This is a genomic window from Burkholderia arboris (genome assembly GCF_902499125.1).
In the GTDB taxonomy this organism is placed as follows: domain Bacteria; phylum Pseudomonadota; class Gammaproteobacteria; order Burkholderiales; family Burkholderiaceae; genus Burkholderia; species Burkholderia arboris.
Map to the genome: position 1 here is coordinate 105,265 of NZ_CABVPX010000006.1, position 19,506 is coordinate 124,770.

At 69.2% G+C, this 19,506-nt stretch carries 13 protein-coding genes; 2 read left to right on the top strand and 11 right to left on the bottom strand.

The annotated features are described in order from the left end of the window. Positions 1-49: 49 nt before the first annotated feature. The 7 genes from tssA to tssJ are packed head-to-tail and all read right to left on the bottom strand — an operon-like array spanning position 50 to position 11,099. Entirely contained in the window at positions 50-1,162 is a 1,113-nt protein-coding gene (gene tssA, locus BLA15945_RS09585; RefSeq protein ID WP_174992166.1) for a type VI secretion system protein TssA, read from the bottom strand. Next, positions 1,149-3,497, bottom strand: coding sequence for a serine/threonine-protein kinase (locus tag BLA15945_RS09590; protein ID WP_174992167.1), 2,349 nt, complete (start codon positions 3,495-3,497; stop codon positions 1,149-1,151). The genes tssA and BLA15945_RS09590 overlap by 14 nt, the downstream gene beginning before the upstream one ends. A gap of 52 nt (positions 3,498-3,549) precedes the next feature. Then, entirely contained in the window at positions 3,550-4,230 is a 681-nt protein-coding gene (gene tagF, locus BLA15945_RS09595; protein WP_407045096.1) for a type VI secretion system-associated protein TagF, read from the bottom strand. After that, complete coding sequence (gene tssM, locus BLA15945_RS09600) at positions 4,227-7,853, bottom strand: type VI secretion system membrane subunit TssM (RefSeq protein WP_174992169.1); 3,627 nt, start codon at positions 7,851-7,853, stop codon at positions 4,227-4,229. The genes tagF and tssM overlap by 4 nt, the downstream gene beginning before the upstream one ends. Before the next feature lies 1 nt (position 7,854). After that, positions 7,855-9,174: a DotU family type VI secretion system protein gene (locus BLA15945_RS09605; protein ID WP_059240551.1), complete on the bottom strand. Its 1,320-nt coding sequence runs from the start codon at positions 9,172-9,174 to the stop codon at positions 7,855-7,857. A gap of 15 nt (positions 9,175-9,189) precedes the next feature. After that, on the bottom strand, positions 9,190-10,587 hold the full coding sequence (gene tssK, locus BLA15945_RS09610) for a type VI secretion system baseplate subunit TssK (protein ID WP_059240552.1): 1,398 nt from the start codon (positions 10,585-10,587) through the stop codon (positions 9,190-9,192). Beyond that, the gene (tssJ, locus tag BLA15945_RS09615; protein ID WP_059240553.1) at positions 10,584-11,099 is read right to left on the bottom strand and encodes a type VI secretion system lipoprotein TssJ; all 516 of its coding nucleotides are present in this window, start codon (positions 11,097-11,099) and stop codon (positions 10,584-10,586) included. Before tssJ ends, tssK begins: the two co-directional genes overlap by 4 nt. Positions 11,100-11,729: 630 nt before the next feature. Here tssJ and BLA15945_RS09620 point away from each other — a divergent pair. Together BLA15945_RS09620 and tagH are read left to right on the top strand one after the other, a co-directional pair. Beyond that, on the top strand, positions 11,730-12,116 hold the full coding sequence (locus BLA15945_RS09620) for a TssQ family T6SS-associated lipoprotein (protein WP_059240554.1): 387 nt from the start codon (positions 11,730-11,732) through the stop codon (positions 12,114-12,116). Between the two features lie 46 nt (positions 12,117-12,162). Continuing rightward, the gene (tagH, locus tag BLA15945_RS09625; RefSeq protein ID WP_174992170.1) at positions 12,163-13,590 is read left to right on the top strand and encodes a type VI secretion system-associated FHA domain protein TagH; all 1,428 of its coding nucleotides are present in this window, start codon (positions 12,163-12,165) and stop codon (positions 13,588-13,590) included. A 57-nt stretch (positions 13,591-13,647) separates the two neighbouring features. Here the strand turns inward: tagH and BLA15945_RS09630 are convergent, their stop codons facing one another. From BLA15945_RS09630 to BLA15945_RS09645, 4 genes are all read right to left on the bottom strand, one after another. Further along, a complete protein-coding gene (locus BLA15945_RS09630) occupies positions 13,648-14,019 on the bottom strand; it encodes a DUF4430 domain-containing protein (protein WP_174992171.1) in 372 nt (123 codons plus the stop codon). 354 nt (positions 14,020-14,373) lie between these two features. Beyond that, positions 14,374-15,819, bottom strand: a complete 1,446-nt coding sequence (locus BLA15945_RS09635; protein ID WP_059240557.1) for an NAD-dependent succinate-semialdehyde dehydrogenase — start codon at positions 15,817-15,819, stop codon at positions 14,374-14,376. Between the two features lie 153 nt (positions 15,820-15,972). Continuing rightward, entirely contained in the window at positions 15,973-17,271 is a 1,299-nt protein-coding gene (locus BLA15945_RS09640; RefSeq protein ID WP_174992172.1) for a c-type cytochrome, read from the bottom strand. Between the two features lie 15 nt (positions 17,272-17,286). After that, positions 17,287-19,506 carry a xanthine dehydrogenase family protein molybdopterin-binding subunit gene (locus BLA15945_RS09645; RefSeq protein WP_174992173.1) on the bottom strand — a complete coding sequence of 740 codons (2,220 nt, stop codon included), beginning with the start codon at positions 19,504-19,506 and terminating at the stop codon, positions 17,287-17,289.

Genomic DNA, 19,506 nt, shown 5'->3' on the forward strand with positions numbered 1-19,506 from the left:
GTTGCGCAGGTCGCCGCCGCCGCCCGCATGGCGGCGCCGCCGGTTCGTTTCATTCGCTTCGCTCGCCGCTCAGCAGGTCCAGCTTCGGCAGGCTTTCCGGCGCGAGGTCGCGGATGATGTCGTAGAAGTCGAGCGCGAGCAGCCGCTGCGCGCGCCGCAACAGCAGCGGCGCCGGATGGCTCGGCTCGTGCTGCGCGAAATAGCGGCACATCTTGTCCAGGCCGATGCGCACGTCGTCGCGGCTCGTGATCTCGGCGTCGCGCCATGCGTGAGCGTTCGGCGTGGCCGCCGGCGCAGCGGTTGCCGCGCTGCCAGGCGTGGCCTGCCGTGCGGGCGTCGCGCCTTCCGGTACGTGCTGCGATGGCTCGGGCAGCGGGACTTCCTGCACGATCCGCCGCAACGCTTTTTCCGCATCGCCCTCATCGGGTACCCATTCGCGGCCGAGCTTGTCCGCGACGCACGCACGGATCGCATCGAGCGATCGCAACGCGGTGCGGGTTGCGTCGAGCGGCGTCGTGCCGTCGTCGCGCGCGGCCGACAGCGCGGCGATCAGGCTTTCGCGGCTGCCGGTTGCGACGGCGCCGGTTTCGTCGCGGCCGTCGAGCAGTCGTTCGGCGTCGCGCACGGTCGGCCCGCCGTCGAACAGTGGCTGGCGGCGCGCCGCGCGTGCGCAGTCGTGCGCGCCGGCCACGTCGGCGAGTGCGTTCATCCGTGGTGTCGGGTCCGGCTCGCCGTCCGCATCGAGCCGCGGATGCAGGTCGTCCCACCGGTGTTCGAGCAGGTCCGCGACGACCGCGAGCGCGTCCGCATAGCCGGGAATGCCGTGCTGCTCGGTCCAGCTGCGCGCGAGATATGCGACGACGCGCAGGTCTTTCGTGCGCGCGGACAGCGCAAGTGCAAGCCGCTCGACCGTACGCCAGTCGGGCGCCTCGGCCGGGATCACGGTGTCGCCGTACTGCTGCTCGGCGCGCGGCGTCGCACGCTCCTGCAGTTGCAGGAACTCGGCGTCGTATTCGAGGTTCGCGCCGCACGGCGCATCGGGCGCGACGTCCGCGAGCAGCCGGCCGATCAGGTCGGCGTGCGGCGATGCCGGCACGCCGGGCGATGTCGCGGAAGATTCGGCGGCGGCCAGCGCCGCCTGGCTGACGTCATTCGAATGCATAGTCGATGTTGACCGGTTTGCTGCCGAAGTCGATCGCGACAGTGCGGTGCAACGGCGGCAGCGAGCCGTTGCGGATTTCGATCACATAGACGCCCGGCGTCAGCGACACCGAGCGCAGCGGCGGGCTCGCGCCGCGCCGCGCACCGTTCACGTAGATATCGCCCCACGGCCGCACGTTGAAACGCACCTGGACGGTTTCCTGCGTCTTCGGCGGACGCGGCTGCGACTCGGCCGTCGGCGCGTTCACGGCGGCGACGGCCGGCTCGGCTTCCGCCTGCGTCCTGCGCGCGGGCGAAGGCGTGGTTGGCTGGGCCCCGGCCGCTTCCGACGGCGGCACGTTGACGATCCGCTCCGATGCGTCGAGGCTGCCGGCGGGTGCGATGGTTGAACTCGAACCGGCTTGCGGCGCAGGCGGGTTCGTCACGGTCGTCGCGACCTGCGGCGCGGGCGTGGCGGTTTCGACGGCGGGCGCACTGCCCGGCGCGGCAGCGGCGGGCGGCGGCGGAACCTCCGCGGACGAACCGGCCGGCAGGCTCGACGGCGGCACGACGGTCGGTGTCGGCCCCTGCTGGGCCAGCGTGGCGCCCGGCGTGCTCGCAAGCGGCGACGCGCCGGCCAGCGGCTGGCTCGCGGCGGGCGCGGCTTCGTCGGCGACGCGGGCCGGACGCGACAGATAGGTCGCGGCAAGGCCAACCGCGATCAGTGCGACGAGCGCGCCGCCGGCGTAGACCGGGATGCGGCGGTTGCGCGATCCGGCGGCTGCCGCCGCACGCGGGGGGCCGGTCGGCGGTGATGCGCCGTCAGGCGCTGCGGCCGATGCGGCGGGCCGCGGCGCGGTCGCTCCAGCGGCTCCGGCAATCGGGGCAGCATTTCCGTCGGCATTTCCGGCTCCCGGTGCGGTGTCACCCTTGCGGATAGCTGCGTCGGCACTTGCCGGTTGCGTGCCGGTATCGTCGTGTGCTCCGGTTCTCGCTGCGGGCGGTTCCTTTGCGCGTTCGACAACTCCGTCCGGCGCATTGGATCCCGCAGGCTTCGCCGCATGCGTTGCCGCTGAAGCTGCCGGCGTCCCCGTAGCGCCAATCGCGACGCCTTGTACCGCCGCCTTCGACGTAGAAGATCCGTCCGACTCAGGTTTCGCGCCCGACATGACTGACGAAGCGGATGCGGTTTCCGATGGCGTCGACCCGTTGTCCGCACGCGCTGGTGGCGACGACGGCACCTCGGAATCGGCCTGGCCCGAAGCCGTCCCGCCCTCGCCTGTCGCCGACGCACCCGTAGTCGATGCGGTACCGGACGCGGCGGAAGCGGTTTCGGCCTTCCCTTCCCCGCCCCTGCCCGCATCGCCCGCCGGTGGCACGACCGCCGCGCCATACCCGCTTCCTGTCCGGTCGACGTCCCGCAACCCCAGCTCCGCCGCGAACGCCGCGACCGATTCCGGCCGGTCCGGTATCCGCAACTGCAGCGCATGATCGACTGCCGCGAGGAACGCCGGGCTGTACACCTCGCCGGCCGGCAGTTCGCGCGACGCGAGCGGCCGGTACGTGTCCTTGATGCTGCGCACGACGGCCGCCGGCGGCAACTCACCGGTGATCATCGCGTGCATCACCGCGCCGAGCGCATAGAGGTCGGTCCACGGCCCCTGGCTGAATGCGGGATCGTCGGTGTACTGCTCGATCGGCGCGTAGCCCGGCTTGATCATCATCGCGCCGTCGTCGACCAGGTCGCCGATCCGTTTGCGCGCCGCGCCGAAGTCGAGCAGGATCGCGCTGCCGTTCGGGCGGATCAGCACGTTGTCGAGCGCGACGTCGCGATGGAAGCACTGCGCGCGGTGCAGCGTATCGAGCGCGCCGAGCAGCGCGCCGACGATGTTGCGCAACTGTGTCTCGCTGATCCGCATCCCGCCGTCGAGCAGTTGCTTGAGCGTGCGCCCTTCGTAGAACGGCATCACCATGTAGGCGGTGCCGTGGCTTTCCCAGAAGTGCAGGACCTTGACGAGCCCCGGATGGTCGAACTGCGCGAGCAGGCGCGCTTCGTTGAGGAACGCGCCGCGCCCCGCGTCGAACGCCTGCGCGAACCGCTCGGAACGCAGCGACACCGTATAGTCGCCACCGCGCGTCGCCAGCATCGACGGCATGTATTCCTTGATCGCGACCGCGCGCCGCAACGTGCGGTCGAACGCGCGATAGACGATGCCGAAACCGCCAATGCCCAGCACCTCGTCGAGCTGAAGCTCGCCGAGGCGATGGCCGAGCGGCAGCGGCCGCACCGTGAATTCGGAAGCGTCGCCGCGTGTCGCGGTGTCGTGCTCGTGATCTCTCGATCCAGCGTCCTTCATCTCCACCACCTCTCGAAACTGCGTGTTGCCCCGCCGGCCTTCCTCCGGGCCGCTAGCCGCCGCCGAACAGCGTCAGGAACAGCGCGTTGTCGGGCGTGCCCGTATGCGCATGCGTGCGCAGCGGTGATCCGTCGGCGCGGTTGGTCCACCAGAAGCTGGTGCCGCCGTGCGGATCGAAATAGCCGGACAGCCCGGGCCATGCGGCCGCGGCCGGCTGCGCCGGCAACGCTGCCGACGAGCGTTCGTCGATGTCCGCGTAACGGCCGCCGCCCGGTGCGAGCCGCACGCGTTCGAGCGTCCGATCGAGATCGCCCGGCGCACGCGCATGGCGGATCGCGTCGAGCAGCGCGTGGCCGATCTGCCAGTAGAACGCGCCGGCGGCGTCGGGCAGCCCGTTCCAGTAATCGGCCGCGCGCATCGGCAGCGTGACGATCACCGGGTAGTAGCGCCCCACGCGGTCGCAACTCGGCGCGAGGCAGCCCGGCTGCACGCACGACGCGCCGGCGCCCGCCGGGATCAGGAAGTTCCAGACCGGCGCGACCGTGTAGTGGCGCTCGATCTCGTCCGTGCCGTGCTGGCGCATCGCGGCCATCCCCTGCTGGAGCCAGCGTTCCCACCACAGCGCGAGCGCATGCGGCAGCCGGCTGTTCACGAAGTCGCCGGCGCCGGGAATCTTCCCGTACCAGGCCGGCGCGTCGCCGTCGGCGCGCGCGAGCGGCGGCGTCGGGCTCATGGCTTCGGAGGGCATGTAAAGGACTCCATCTGGGGCAGCCGGAACGGATTGCGGACACTGCCCGCATTCACCTGCAGCACGATCGGTTTGCCGTCGACCGTGAAGCGCGCAATCATCTGGTCCGAACCGCGCCCGGCCGACACGGCCGCACGGTCGAACAGCCGGTGCAGCGCCCACGGCCCGTCGGCCGCGAAGCCATCGGACGCGCCGGCCTGGCCCGACACCTGCAGCCGCACCTGGTTGCTGCCGCGCGGGCCCGGCCAGTCCACCGCGCTCTGCACGAGCGGACCGTGCGCGTAGCGGACGATCTGCCCGTCGACGTCGAGCACCATCTCCGTGATCGACGGGTCCATTTCGAGCGGCTGGATCTGCACCTTCAACTGCGCGGTGCGCGCGCCGCCGCCGAAATAGACGTCGCGGATCACCGCGGCCTTTTCGAACGACGCGAGCATCGCGGCGGCCGACGGATCGGCGTCCGCATTGCGGTTCGCGAAGCGCCACGGGTGCGACGTCGTATCGACGATCGACTGCAGGTTCTTCTGGAAGAAATCGTCCATCAGCCCGCCCGGGGCGAACATCTGCGCGAAATCGGCCGGCGCGACGTCGCGCGACGCACCGCGCGCGAACGGATAGCGGCCCGCGATCGCCTGCCGGCAGAAGTCGCCGACGTTCGCGCCGGCGCGCTGCGCGACGCTGCGCTGCTCGACGGTCGCGACGCTGCCGTTCGCGACGTTCGACAGGTCGTCGAGCACTTCCCGGAACGGCGTCGGCAGGCGGCCGGCCTGCGCGCGCAGCCGCGCGGGGGCGTCCGACGGCGGCGGCTGCGCGCCGCTCCTCAGCGCGTCGTCGGTGGCCGTCAGGTACGTGTACAGCGCGTCGATCGACTTCAGCACCGCGTCGAATGCCTGCGCCTGGTCGCCGCTACCCGGGGCGAACGCGCGCAGCCCGGCGAAATGGCTGTCGACCACCTGTTCGGGGCTCGCGGGCGCCGCTGCCGACGGATTGGCGTCGCTGGCCTGCCCCGCGAAGATCTGCGACAGGGAACTGCGCGCTTCGTCGACCTTGTCCTGCGCACGCGACGCGAGATTGCGCGCGCCGCCCGGCGCATCGCCGAGCGCCGTGTCGCGCGCGAGCGCCACCATCAGCCGCGTGAGCGGCGAATCGGCCGACGACAGCGCGCGCGCGACCTGGATGCTCTGCGCGAGCGTTGCCGTGCGCTGCAGCTTGATGTCCGCGAGATAGTCGTCCCAGATCTTCAGGTAATCGTTCAGGTAGAGCTGGCGGATGTCGCGCGCCCAGGCGGCCGCGTCGTTCGGCCCGGGGATCTCGGACAGGCCGAGGTTCAGCACCCACACTTCCTCGCGCCCGTACGCTTCGACCTCGCCGGCCAGACGCGGCGCGAACACGTTGCGATAGCCGTTGCGCGTATAGAGGCCCGGCACGCCTTCCGACAACGACTTGCCGCTCTGGCGACGGAACACCAGCGACGCGTCGGGGCCGACCGCGCGGACGACGCTGAAGTCGAACGCCGCCGTGGCCGGGCGCAGCGTGCGCGTGAGCTGCCGGTACAGCCGTTGCGAGAACGGCACCTGCCGCAGCCGGTCGCGCACGTCGGCCACGAGCCGCTCGTTCATCGGATACGGCGACACCGCGACGCGGCTGCCGAACAGCGCGGCGAGATGCGCGCGCAGCGCGGCGCGTTCGGCCGGCGAGAAATCGGGCGGCAGCGAGCGTTCCATTTCGAGGTCGACGACGGCCTGCACGAACGCGGGATCGTAGTGTGCGCTGTCGTACAGCATCAGGTACGCCTTCAGCGCCGCATACGCGTATTCGGTTTCGTCGGGCCGTGCGTCGCGCAGCGCGGCCTCCATGCGGCTCGCGGCGATCGGCAGCAGCACGTCGTCGAGCGCGCGCCGGTACACGGCCTCGACGGCCTCGTCGATCTTCTCGCCCTGGAACAGCCCCCAGCGGTACGCGAGCGGCGGATGCTGCAGATCGACGCCGCCCGCATTCGCGAGGCCGCCGAGCGCGTCGAGCACGGGCAGCAGCCGCGCGATGTCGGACGCACCGGAGAATTTCGCGCCGGCGATCTGCGAATCGACGGCCGGCACGCGCGCGGAGATCTGGTCGAGATACGCGCGGTTGTTCGCATAGCTGCGCAGCCACGCGGCCAGCACGGCGACACACACCAGTGCGAGCAGCACGTAGCCGGCGATCTGCAGCACGCGCCGCTTCTGGTGCCAGCGCAGGTCGCTGCCGGCGAGCGCGGCTTCGCGGAAGATGTGCTCCTGCAGCAGCGATTTCAGGAAGAAGCTGCGCCCGGTCGAGCCGACCTGCGCGGCCGGCGGCACGCCCTCGATCTTCAGGAAGCGCTTGATGCCGCTCATCACCCGATCGAATGCGGTGCCCTCCTGCGTGCCGCTCGTCAGGTAGACGCCGCGCAGCATCGGCATCGGCTCGTAGCTCGACACCGAAAACACTTCGGCGACGAACTGGCCGAGCATGTCCTGCAAGTCGGCGATCTGCTGCGGCAGCAGGTAGGTCATCTCGCGCTGGCGCGCGTCGGTCTGCGCGGCGAGCAGCTCGGGCAGACCGTCGTTCAGCCGCTGGTGCAGCAGCCGGTATTCGCGGTCGAATGCCGCGCGCAGGTCGAAGCCCGGCGCCTCGCTCTGCGCGAGCGGGAACGTGAAGCCCCATACCTGCGCACATTCCGCGCGGCCGTACGCTCCGAAATATTCGGCGAAGCCGGCCAGCAGGTCGGCCTTCGTCACGAGCAGGTACACGGGAAAGCGGATGCCGAGCTGCGCGCGCAGTTCGAGCAGCCGCTTGCGCAGCACCATCGCGTGCTGCGTGCGTTCGGCCTCCGATGCGCCGAGCAGGTCGGCGACGCTGATCGTCAGCATCGCGCCGTTCAGCGGCTGGCGCGTGCGGTATTTCTTCAGCAGCTCGACGAAGCCTTTCCACTCGGCCTCGTCGAGCGCGCGGTTGCCTTCGTGCGTCGTGTAGCGGCCGGCCGTGTCGATCAGCACCGCATCGTTCGTGAACCACCAGTCGCAGTGCCGCGTACCGCCCACGCCGCGAATCGCCGCGCGGCCGAACTGCTCGGCAAGCGGAAAGCTGAGCCCGGAATTCACGAGCGCGGTGGTCTTGCCCGAACCGGGCGCGCCGATGAACACGTACCACGGCAACTGGTACAGATACTGGCGCGAGACCCGGTCGAACCAGCGCGGCAGGCCGCGGCGCACGGTATCGGCCTGCCCGAAGCGGACTTTCTTCAGCAGCGTCGCGGCTTCGTCGAAGCGGCTGCGCAACTCGTCGAGCTGCGCTTTCGCCGGATCGCCGGCGGTGGCCGGCCCCGGTGCGGCTTCGCGCAGCTGGTTCAGCAACTGTGCGTTGAGGCGGCCGGCGCGCCAACTGCGCCATGCGACGCGTGCGCCCCACGCGATGAACAGCACCGCGATCGTCAGCCCGCGCGCCCAGCTGCTTTCAAGCGGCCGGAATTCGGCGAACGCGAACAGCGGGCCCGCGAGCCACACGAAGCACGCGAGCACGACGAGACCGGCGAAGGTCCAGATTTCCCGCGACGGCAATGGCCGGACGAAACGCGCGACAGCCTGGTTCATGTCAGTTCGCCCCCTGCGTCGCGCCGACGGCGGCGCTGCCGGGCGCCGGCAGCAGCGTGATCTCGACGCGCCGGTTCAGCGCGCGATTCGCGGGCGAATCGTTCGGCGCGACCGGATCGAGCGTGCCGCGCCCTTCCGCCGCGAGCCGTTCCGGATGGTCGAGCCGCGCCGCGATCATGGTGCGCACGGCTTCCGCGCGTTCGCGCGACAAATCCCAGTTCGACGCGAAGCGCGCCGTATGCACCGGCGTGTCGTCGGTATAGCCGGTCACGCGCACGTTGCCGGGCACCTTGTTCAGCGCATCGGCGACGCGCGCGAGCACCGGTGCGTAACGGTCGATCACCGACGTCGAGCCGGACTTGAACAGCCCGTCGCCGCGCAGCACGATCACGCTGCGATCGGCGTCGTCGCGCACCGACACGAGGCCGGCCGCGATCTCGGGCGCGAGGAACTGCGCGATGCGCGGCGCCGGCGCCGGGCGCGGTGGCGCTTGTGCGGGCTGCAGCTTCGGCACATGGAGTGCGTCGATCGACGCGAACAGCTGGTCCGAATGCCCGGCGAGCGCGATGCGCAGCCCGACGAACACGCCGAAGCCGATCAGCAGCGCGAGCGCCACGCACACCCACAGCGGCACGACGAAGCGGCGCGCGACGTCGCGCGTGACGACGTCGCGCCAGTGCGGCGACAGCGCGGGTTCGAATTCGCCGCGCACCGAGCGGATTGTGAGCGCAAGCTGGCGGCGCAGCGCATCGAGTTCCGCATGGCCGTTGTCGAGCACGCGATAGCGGCCCTCGAAGCCGAGCGCGAGACAGAAATACAGCAGTTCGAGCAGGTCGAGATGCTGGCGCGGCTGCTGCGACAGGCGTTCGAGCAGATGGAAGAACTTTTCGCCGCCCCACGTCTCGTTGTGGAACGACACCAGCAGGCTGTGCGACGACCATACGCTGCCGCCCCACGGCGTCAGCGCGGCCGCCTCGTCGAGCGCCGTGCACAGGCAGTAGCGCGCGCCGATGATCGCCTCGGACGGCACGCCGGCTTCCTGCGCACGCGCCTCGAACTGCCGGATCTCGACGACGAGATGCTCGCGCAGCCACGCGGGATTCGGATGGTGGACGGTCGAGCGGATCTGCGGCACCAGGTTGAGCAGCGGGTTGGCAGCGGCGACGAGCGGGTTCGTGCCGCTCGCGGCCCAGCGGCCGGGGCGCGGTTGCGTGGCCGTCGGCCCGGCCGTACCCGACGCGGCAGCCGGATGCATGCCGCCCGGATTCGGCGGCACGAATCCGCCGGCGCCGGCGGAGATCGGATCGGAAGAAGAGTTCATCGCGTCGCCCCGCCGTCACCCGCGTATCGCCCAGAACTCCATCGAGAGTCCGGGGAATTCGCCGGCAAAATGAAATGCGAGACCGCCGGAGCGCGCCAGCTGCTTCCACAGGTCGCTGCCCTTGTCGATCTCGAAGTACGTATGGCCCGCGTGATACGGGATCTGCCGCGGCGCGACCGGCAACTGCCGCATCGTGATGCCCGGCAGCTGCAACTGCACGAGATCGCGGATCCGCTCGACGGGCCCGAGCTTCGCTTGCGCCGGAAAACGGGTGCGCAGGCTGTCGGCCGGCACGTCGGCGCGCACCGCGAGCACGAAGCCGGCCGTATCGCGCAGCGCAGGATCGGCGAGCGTCGCGACGCGGATCCCGTTGCCCGCATCGCGCAGCTCGATCTGGATCGCGTTTTGCTCCAGCACGGTCGACAGCGACCGGCGCAGTTCCGTCATCAGTTCCGCGAAGCTCGTGCGCAGATCGTCATGCACGTACACGGCAAGCGACTGCGGGCGCCGGCCCGCCGCCGTGAACGTGCTCAGGTCGCACGCGAGCTTCAGCCAGTCGCAGAACAGCGCTTCCGGATGTGTCGACACATGCTGCTGCGCATGCCAGGTCAGCGCGAGATAGCGGTTCACGAGCTGCAGCAGCAGGAAATCCGCGACTTCCGACACGCCGCCGCGCCCGGGCTCCGACAGCCGCGCCGCGAGCGCCTCGCTGCGCTGCGTGAGCAGCCCGTGCAGTTCGCGCGCATAGGCGAGCAGCACCGGATCGCGCTGCGCGACGAGCCGCGGCGGAATATAGCCGTCGTCGGCCAGCAGCCGTGAATCGGTGCGCCGTTCGACGATGCGCGTAACGCCGAGCGCGTGCCAGTCGCCGGTCAATTCGGCGTCGAGCATCAGCCGCACGTTCAGGCGGCCCGTCTGCAGCAGCGCGGGTCCGAGCGCGACCGCGTTCGCGTCGGCCACCTCGTATTCGCGCACGACATAGCGCGCGACGTCCGCGCCGGCGCTCGCGCCGCTTGCGCCGTTAGCGGCGCCTGCGCCGAACGACACCTCTTCGCCGCCGCCGCGCCACAGCGGCAGCGCAAGCACGACGAGCTGGTCCTTCGCGTCGGCCGGCACGTCGAGCGGTGCGGGGAGATCGTCCGGATGCGACAGGTCGAACGGCGTGCCGTCGCGCATCACGCCCGACGCGGCACGCAGCGCGACCTTGCCGAGCGCCAGTTGCTCGCGATCGAGTTCCAGCGCGTCGAAGCCCCAGTAGAAGCCCTGCAGCGGCAGGCAGCGCAGCGCGACGTAGCGTTCCCAGTGGCGCTCCAGCTGCTGGAAATGCTGCGGACGCAGGAACATTCCCTCGGTCCACACCACGCGCTGGCGGAGCGCCGCGACCGGCGTCGCGGACATCGTCGGTTCGGTCATGGGCGCCCCTGCGGATTGTTCAGCGCGATGCCGCCGTTCCTGACCGCGATCGACAGCTTCAGTTCGCCCGGCGACGTCTGCCAGAACTTGTAGAGGTTGAGCTGCTTCGCGCGCGGCAGCGGCACCGTCAGCCGCCAGCGGTTCTTTTCGAGCATCCGGTATTCGGCGACGACACCGATCGCGCCGGCCTCGACATTGCCGCGATAGTGCAGCGTGCGCGATTCGCCCGGCCGCAGGATCACGCGGTCGGTGCCGAGCAGGTCCGCGCCGAGCACGTTCTCGGGCTTGTCCTGCAGCGAGAAGAAGTCCGCGCTGTCGAAGCCCGACGCCGCGCGAAGCTGGAACACCTTCAGTACGATCGGTGAGGGCTTGCGATTCATGTCGGGGTTGACGTCAGGCGCCACGTCGACCGTGATCGCATACGGGACCGCGGCCGCGTGCTCCGTCGCGCCGCACCCCGGAAACAGCAAGACGCATCCCCATACGATGAAACTGCTCGACCGCCATTGCATATTCCACCCTCGCCACCCAATAGCCATCCGCTGGTTTCCGAGTGCGAAACCGGTTGACCGGATTAAAAAAGGGACAATTAATTGACCGGTAATTATGTGGCTGTCAAATCCATCCATTGAAAATGGCGTCGGCAAATTGTTCTTGTCGGAAGCCGGGTCAAATCATTCAGGGTTTTTGAAAGTTGATTTGGCGGGATGACAGGTAATTGAATTGATATTGATCATTTGACGGAAAAAGTTAATCCGACCGGTTCGCCTGGGCGGCCCGGTTCTATTGCGTCGATATCTTTCGGATAGGCTCGGAGGCACGAGCCGGCCGGCCGCCGGACAAGGGTCGCGCGGCCCTGACGATGTGCCAGGCTATTCGTGCTGCCTGAACGGATGTCCCGTTTTTTCCGGCATTGACGAGCACTGGCCAAACAACTGACAAATCCGAAAAACACAGCGAACTATAGGTCGTTTTTCTGGATTAACAAGCACTGAAATTCGTAGTCTATTTTCAGGCTTTAATGGAATCCGATCGGCCACTTGAAACAAAACGTAACAGCAACATCGGCATCGATGATTGGCACTAGAATCCAACAGCGCTTGTGCGCCCCCTTCCAATTACGCGAATTCTTAATTTCAATAATGAAAGGCCGTGCATCGATTGTTGTTTTCCTCGGCGCGTGGTTGCTGGGGGCAGGCGGATGCAGCACGTCCCCGACGCAGTCGGCCGCGCATGCAACGGTCGACAGCGCGCGTGCCGCGTACGCCGCCGGCGACTATGGGCGCACGATCGCGCTCCTGAGCCACGCGAAGGAGATCGACGGCGCCGACACCGATACGCAGGTCGCCGCGCACAAGCTCCTTGCGTTCAGCTATTGCGTGACGAACCGCATTGCGCCGTGCCGCGCCGAGTTCTCGAAGATCCTCGACCTCAACCCGCGCTTCGACTTGTCCCCCGCCGAAAAGGGGCATCCGATCTGGGGGCCCGCATTCGAATTCGCGCGCCGCAGGCACGCGTCGACATCCTGAACGGGACGGATTCCGCGCGCGCCTCATTCACCGAGCGACGTATGACATGCAACTGATCGTGATCGAACATGCCGGCGAGCCGGTCGAAAACGACTCCTATGACGCCGTCGTGTTTCATCCGCCGGGCGGCACCATCGGCCGAGCCAGCGACAACCATCTGGTGCTGCACGACGACACCCGGCAGATTTCGCGCTTGCAGGCCCTGCTGCAGGTCGGCGACGACACGTGCCTGCTGAAGAACCTGAGCAGCGTATCGACGATCGAGGTGAACCGCGAGCCGGTCGGCTATGCGCAGGAGCGTCCGCTCAACACGGGCGACATCATTCGCATCGGGCCTTACGTGTTGCGCGCGGAACGCGATGACGGCGACGACGCGCCGGTCATCGACATGGCGCCCGACACCGGTGTGCGGGCGGACCCGCCGCACACGCGCTCGGCCGCCGCCCCCGCGCAACCGTCGCCTTCGCGCGTCGATACGAAAGGCGCCGGCATCCGGCTCTGGGGGCTGCTCCAGGATCGTCTCGCGCCGCGCACCCGGGCGGATGCCGGCACCCGGCCGGGCGGCCCGGCGCGTGCGGACACGCCGCAACCGGATCGCCGGGCCGCGCAGGCCGCACCGTCCGGGCCGTCACCGCGGGACCTGAACCAGTTGTCGACCGATCCGCTCGACCTGTTCGCGCAGTCGTCGGGCGGTATCGGTGGGCCGGGCGCGGGGGCGCAGGCGGATCGCGACGCCTCGCACCCGGCCCAGGCCGACCACGCGCCCGAGTGGGCCCAGCACGTGCGCGTGCATCCGGCGGCTGCGCACACCGGCGCACGGCCGGCCGACGAACCGGCGCCGCATGCCGAGCGAGCGAGGCCGACACCGCCGACGCCGGACGAACTGCTGAGTGCCTTCTTCGAAGGCGCGGGGCTCGATACGGCGGCTGAATCGCACCAGTGGTCGGCCGAACAGCTGTACATCGCCGGCCAGTTGCTGGCGCTGTTCGCGAACGGCACGGTCGAACTGCTGTCGTCGCGCAGCATCCTGAAGCGCGAGGTGAAGGCGCACATGACAATGCTGCTCGATCGCGAGAACAATCCGCTGAAACTGTTGCCCGACGGCGGCGCGGTGCTGCGTCAGATGTTCGGGCTGCCGCTGCCGGGCTTCATGTCGCCGCAGAGTGCGGTCAGCGACGCGTTCCAGGATCTGCACGCGCACCAGATCGGCATGGTCGCCGGCATGCGCGCCGCGCTGATGGATCTGCTCACGCGCTTTTCGCCGCAGCGGCTGCGCGAGCGCGACGACGCGATGCGCTGGTACGAGAAGCGCGTGCCGTCGCTGTACAAGGCGAGGATGTGGGATCGCTACGCGGCAACCCATCGCGACACGGTGTTCGCGATCGAGGACGATTTCGCGTCGGTGTTCGGCAAGGCGTTCCTGGCCGCATACGACGCCGAAGTGGAAAGTTATCGCGGCAGCGGGCGGCACTGACGAAGCGGAGGCGCGGGAAGACGATTCGCCTTCCCGCCCGTGCCGCGCCCGCAGCCGTCAGGCCAGCGGCGGATGAACGGCCTGCTTCAGGCCGCTCGAGTAGTGCTTGTAGTCCCAGGCCACGCTATCGCCGGGTTGCAGCGTGTAGACCGCGCAGGAGACGTCGGGCATCTGACCGTTGACGAAATACACCCACCAGTAGCCGTTTCCGTCCTGGTTCGCTTCCACGCCGCCCAGGGCCGTCACGAACAGGCTTGCGCCCGATCCCTGCGATTGCGGGTTGAGGGCGGGCGACACGCCGTCGGCGGTCAGGAGATCGAATACGGTCGTCGCGCCGGGCGCAATCGCGATGTTGTCGTTCGCTTGCCAGGGTGGCGCGTGGTATTCGGAACCCCAATCGACGAATTGATTTGCTACCGAATTGCCCATGACGATATCTCCGTAGTGGTGGTTGACCGAACTGCTCCCGCTTTGTGTTTTGCGTTGTGCGTGGAAAGCACTGGGGCCGGGCCCGGGTGTCGGAAAGTCATGGGAACCGCCTGCCGGTCGCCCGGTCACGGGCGCAGCCTCTCGGTTCGCGCTTCGCGCGCGGTTGTCGTTGCTCTGCTACCGGCGTCCCTGCCGTCCGTCCAGTCCGGTAGTTGTATTGATCTGAGGATAGGCGATGGGCCGATGCTCCGCAATGCGGTTCGATGCGGCGCCGGATTCCGTTGCGGGCCCGAAAAAAAAACCGCCGCCCCGCTGACGCGGGAACGGCGGCATGGGGCGACGGACGGCCGATCGTCAGACCGCCATCACCGTGACCGACTTCGTGACGAGGTACGGTTCCAGCGCTTCCGGCCCGCCTTCCGAGCCATAACCCGAGTCCTTCACGCCGCCGAACGGCATTTCCGGCCACGGCGTCGCCGGCTGGTTGATCCACAGCATCCCGACTTCCATCCGCTGCGTGAGCAGATGGACGTTCGCGAACGAACGCGTGAACGCGTAGCCGGCCAGCCCGAACGGCAGACGGTTCGCTTCGGCGATCGCGTCCTCGAGCTTGTCGAAGCCGCGGATCGCGGCGACCGGGCCGAACGGCTCGTTGTTGAACACGTCCGCCTCGAGCGGCACGTCGGCAATCACGGTCGGCGCGAAGAAGTTGCCTGCCGAGCCGATCCGTTCGCCGCCGGTTTCGATGCGTGCACCGACCTTGCGCGCGTTGTCGACGACCGATGCCATCGCGGTGAGGCGGCGCGGGTTCGCGAGCGCGCCGAGCGTCGTGCCTTCCTCGAGGCCGTTGCCGACCTTCAGCCCTTCCGCATGCTTGACCAGCGCGCGCGTGAATTCGTCGCGGATGCTGTTGTGCACGAGGAAGCGCGTCGGCGAAATGCAGACCTGACCCGCGTTGCGGAACTTCGCGCCGCCGGCGGCCTTCACCGCGAGCGCGACGTCCGCATCCTCGGCGACGATCACCGGCGCGTGGCCGCCCAGCTCCATCGTCGCGCGCTTCATGTGCAGGCCGGCCATCGCGGCAAGCTGCTTGCCGACCGGCGTCGAACCCGTGAACGTGACCTTGCGGATCACCGGGTGCGGGATCAGGTACGACGAGATTTCAGCCGGATCGCCGTACACGAGGCCGATCACGCCGGCCGGCACGCCTGCGTCGACGAACGCGCGCAGCAGCGCGGCCGGCGATGCCGGGGTTTCTTCCGGCGCCTTCACGAGAAACGAGCAGCCGGTCGCGAGCGCCGCGCTCAGCTTGCGCACGACCTGGTTGACCGGGAAATTCCACGGCGTGAATGCGGCGACCGGGCCAACCGGCTCCTTCACGACCGTCTGCTGCGCCCCGAGGTTGCGCGGCGGCACGATCCGGCCGTACACGCGGCGGCCTTCGTCCGCGAACCATTCGATGATGTCGGCCGCCGACAGCACTTCGACGCGCGCCTCGGTGAGCGGCTTGCCCTGTTCCTGCGTCATCAGCTGCGCGATCGCGTCGGCGCGTTCGCGCACCAGCGCGGCCGCCTTGCGCATCGTCGCCGCGCGCTCGTGCGCAGGCACCTTGCGCCATGCTTCGAAGCCGCGTTGCGCGGCGGCGAGCGCCCGGTCGAGATCGGCGATGCCCGCGTGGGCCACCTTGCCGATCGGCTGGCCGGTCGCCGGGTTCACGACGTCGATCGTCTTGCCGCTCGCGGCGTCGACCCACTCGCCGTCGATCAGCAGTTGCGTATCCGTATAAGTCACGTTAGCCATCCAGACACCCCTACATTGCGTCGATAAAACGCGCGCTGCCGCGAACGGCCGCGCGCCGGTTGACAGAAAGAGCAAAGCCGCCGGGGCAGGCACGCACCCGGCGGCGCCGACGGCCGGCACGCGGGCCCGCCGTCAGTCCGCCTCGCGCCGCGCTCAGCGCGCGGCCGCCGTTGCCTTGCGGAGTTTCGCGACGTCTGCCGCCTGCACGGCCGGCGCGCCGTTGTTCCAGCCGGCGCGCATGAACGTCAGCACGTCGGCGATCTGCCGGTCGTTCAGCTGGTTCGAGAACGCCGGCATCGGATACGCGGAAGGCACGCCGCCGATCACGAGCGTGTCGCTGCCGTTCAGCGTCACGTTGATCAGCGACGATGCATCGGCCTCGAGGACGTTCGGATTGCCGGCGAGCGGCGCGAGCAGCGGTGCATAGCCGCGCCCGTCCGCACCGTGGCAATGCAGGCAGTAAGCGTTATACACCTTCGCGCCCGGATCGGCAGCGGGCCGGCCCAGCGCGACCTGTGTCGCCTTCGGATCGTAGCTGTACGGCGGTGCGCCCGTCCCGCCCGCGGGCGGCAGCGATTTCAGGTAGCGCGACATTGCGGCCAGATCGTCGTCGGTCAGTGCCTGCGTGCTGTGGTTGATCACGCTCACCATCGAGCCGAACGCGGTCGCATGCCGGTTCGCGCCGGTCTTCAGGAACTGCGCGACGTCGGCGTCGTTCCAGCGGCCGAGCCCGGTGTTGTGCTCGCCGGTCAGGTTCGACGCGAACCAGTTGTCGATCGGCGCGCCCGACAGGAACGCCGCGCCGCTTTCGTCGAGCGCCTTTTCCTGGAAGCCGACGCCGCGCGGCGTGTGGCACGACCCGCAGTGTCCGAGCCCCTGCACGAGATACGCACCACGGTTCCACATCGCGTCCTTGGCCGGTTTGTCGGCGTAAGGCGCCGTGTCGAGGAACACCATGTTCCACAGCGCGAGCGGCCAGCGCGTGTTGAGCGGCCACGGGATGTCGGACGGCCGGTTCGCCTGCTTCACTGGTTCGACGCCGTGCATGAAGTACGCGTACAGCGCCTTCACGTCGTCGTCCTTCAGCTTCGCGTACGACGGATACGGCATCGCCGGGTACAGGTTGTGACCGTCCTTCGCGACGCCCTTGCGCAGTGCGCCGGCGAAGTCGGCTTCCGTGTAGCCGCCGATGCCGGTTTCCGGGTCGGGCGTGATGTTGGTCGTGTAGATCGCGCCCATCGGCGTGACCATCTTCAGGCCGCCCGCGAACGGCGTACCGTGTGGCGCGGTGTGGCACGCCACGCAGTCGCCGGCTTTCGCGAGGTACGCGCCGCGTGCGACGAGCGCGTTGTCGGCCGGCGCCGTCGGTGCCGCATGCGCGGCCGTGCCGGCGAGCAGCGCAGACAGGGCCAGCAGTGACGCGCGGAGCGTGTTCAGGGTGAGGTTTCGCATGATCGTCGCCTCCCCTCAAGCCGTCTTCAGCTGGTTGCCGACCGGCAGCTTGCGCAGGCGCGTGCCGGTGGCCGCGAAGATCGCGTTCGACAGCGCCGCCGCGGTTGCCGCCGTGCCCGGCTCGCCGATCCCGCCCGGCGCCTCGCCGCTCTTCACGAGATGGACCTCGATCGGCGGCGTCTCGTTGATCCGCATCATCCGGTAGTCGGTGAAGTTGCCCTGTACGACGCGGCCGTCCTCGATCGTGATCTCGCCGTACAGCGCGCCCGTGATCCCGAAGATGATGCCGCCCTGCACCTGCGCTTCGATCGTGTTCGGATTCACGAACATCCCGCAATCGACCGCGCACACGACGCGCTTGACCTGCACCTCGCCGCCGTCCACGGCGACGTCGACGACGATCGAGAAGAAGCTGCCGAATGCGTGCATCACCGAGACGCCGCGCCCTTGCCCCTTCGGCAGCGACGCGCCCCAGCCGGCGGCCTTCGTCGCGACGTCGAGCACGTTGCGGGCGCGCGGCGTCTTGTCGAGCAGTGCGCGGCGGTATTGCACCGGGTCGGTCCTGGTCTGGGTGGCCAGTTCGTCGATGAAGCTCTCGACGACGAACGTGCCGCGCGTCGGCCCGACGCCTCGCCAGAACGCGGTCGGCACGTGGCGCGGTTCCTGCCGCACGTAGTCGACGAGCTGGTTCGGCAGGTCGTAAGGCAGTTCGGCCGCGACCTCGACCGCATCGGGATCGACGCCGTTCTGGAACGCGGGCGGCGCGAAGCGCGCCATGATCGACGAGCCGACGATCCGGTGCTGCCACGCGACCGGCTTGCCGTTCGCGTCGAGGCCGGCCGAGATCTTGTCGTAGTAGCACGGCCGGTACATGTCGTGCTGGACATCCTCCTCGCGCGTCCAGATCACCTTCACCGGCGCATTGACCTGTTTGCCGACCTTCACGGCCTGGCCGACCATGTCCGTTTCGAGCCGCCGGCCGAACCCGCCGCCGAGCAGGTGGTTGTGCACGACGATCTTGTCCGGCGACAGCCCGGTCAGTTGCTGCGCCGTGTCGCGGACCCGGGTCGGCACCTGCGTGCCGACCCAGATGTCGCAGCCGTCGCCACGCACGTGCACCGTGCAGTTCACGGGTTCCATCGTCGCGTGCGCGAGCAACGGCTGTTCGTAGACGGCGTCGACACGCGTCTTCGCGTTCGCGAAGGCCTTGCCGACGTCGCCTTCCTTGCGAGCGACCGCGCCCTTGCCGGTCGCCGCCGCTTGCGCGAGATCCGCGAACAGATCCTTCGTCGATACCTTCGCGCCCGCGCCCTCGTTCCATTTCACGACGAGCGCCGATGCGCCGCGCTTCGCGGCCCACGTGTGATCGCCGACCACCGCGACCGCATTGTCGACGCGGACGACCTGGCGCACGCCCGGAATCTTCTTCGCGGCCGTATCGTCGACGCTCGCGACGGTGCCGCCGAACACCGGGCTGTTCACGATCACCGCGTACAGCATGCCGGGCAGGCGTACGTCGAGCCCGAACTGCGCGGTGCCGTCGACCTTCTCCGGCGAATCGAGGCGCTTCGCGGGCGTGCCGATCAGCTTGAAATCTTCCGGCTTCTTCAGCGCGACGTCCTTCGGCACCGGCAGCTTCGCGGCGGCATCGGCCAACTGGCCGTATGACGCACGGCGGCCGCTCGGCGGATGCTGCACTTCGCCGTTCGCCGCGCGGCAGCTGGCCGGATCGACGTTCCATTGCTTGGCCGCCGCGGCCACCAGCAGCGTGCGCGCCGTGGCGCCCGCACGGCGCATCGGCTCCCACGCATAGCGTATCGACGTCGAGCCGCCGGTGAGCTGGCCGCCGAGCAGCGGATCGAGGAACAGCTTCTCGTTCGGCGGCGCATGATCGAGCGTCACGCTCGACAGCGGCACTTCGAGTTCCTCGGCGATCAGCATCGGCAGCGACGTATAGACACCCTGCCCCATCTCGACCTTCGGCATCACCAGCGTGACCCGGCCGGCGCGGTCGATCTGCACGAACGCGTTCGGGGCGAATACGCCCGGCTGCGCGGGTTCGGCCGCATCGCCGCCGATCACCGAGCGCCGTGCGTCGTCGCCCGCCGCCGGCAGGCTGAAGCCGAGCAGCAAGCCACCGCCGGCCGCCGCGCCGAGCGACATGCCGAGTTTCAGAAACGACCGGCGCGACACGCCTGCGCCGGCCCGACCTGCTTCGATCAGTCCGCGTGACAT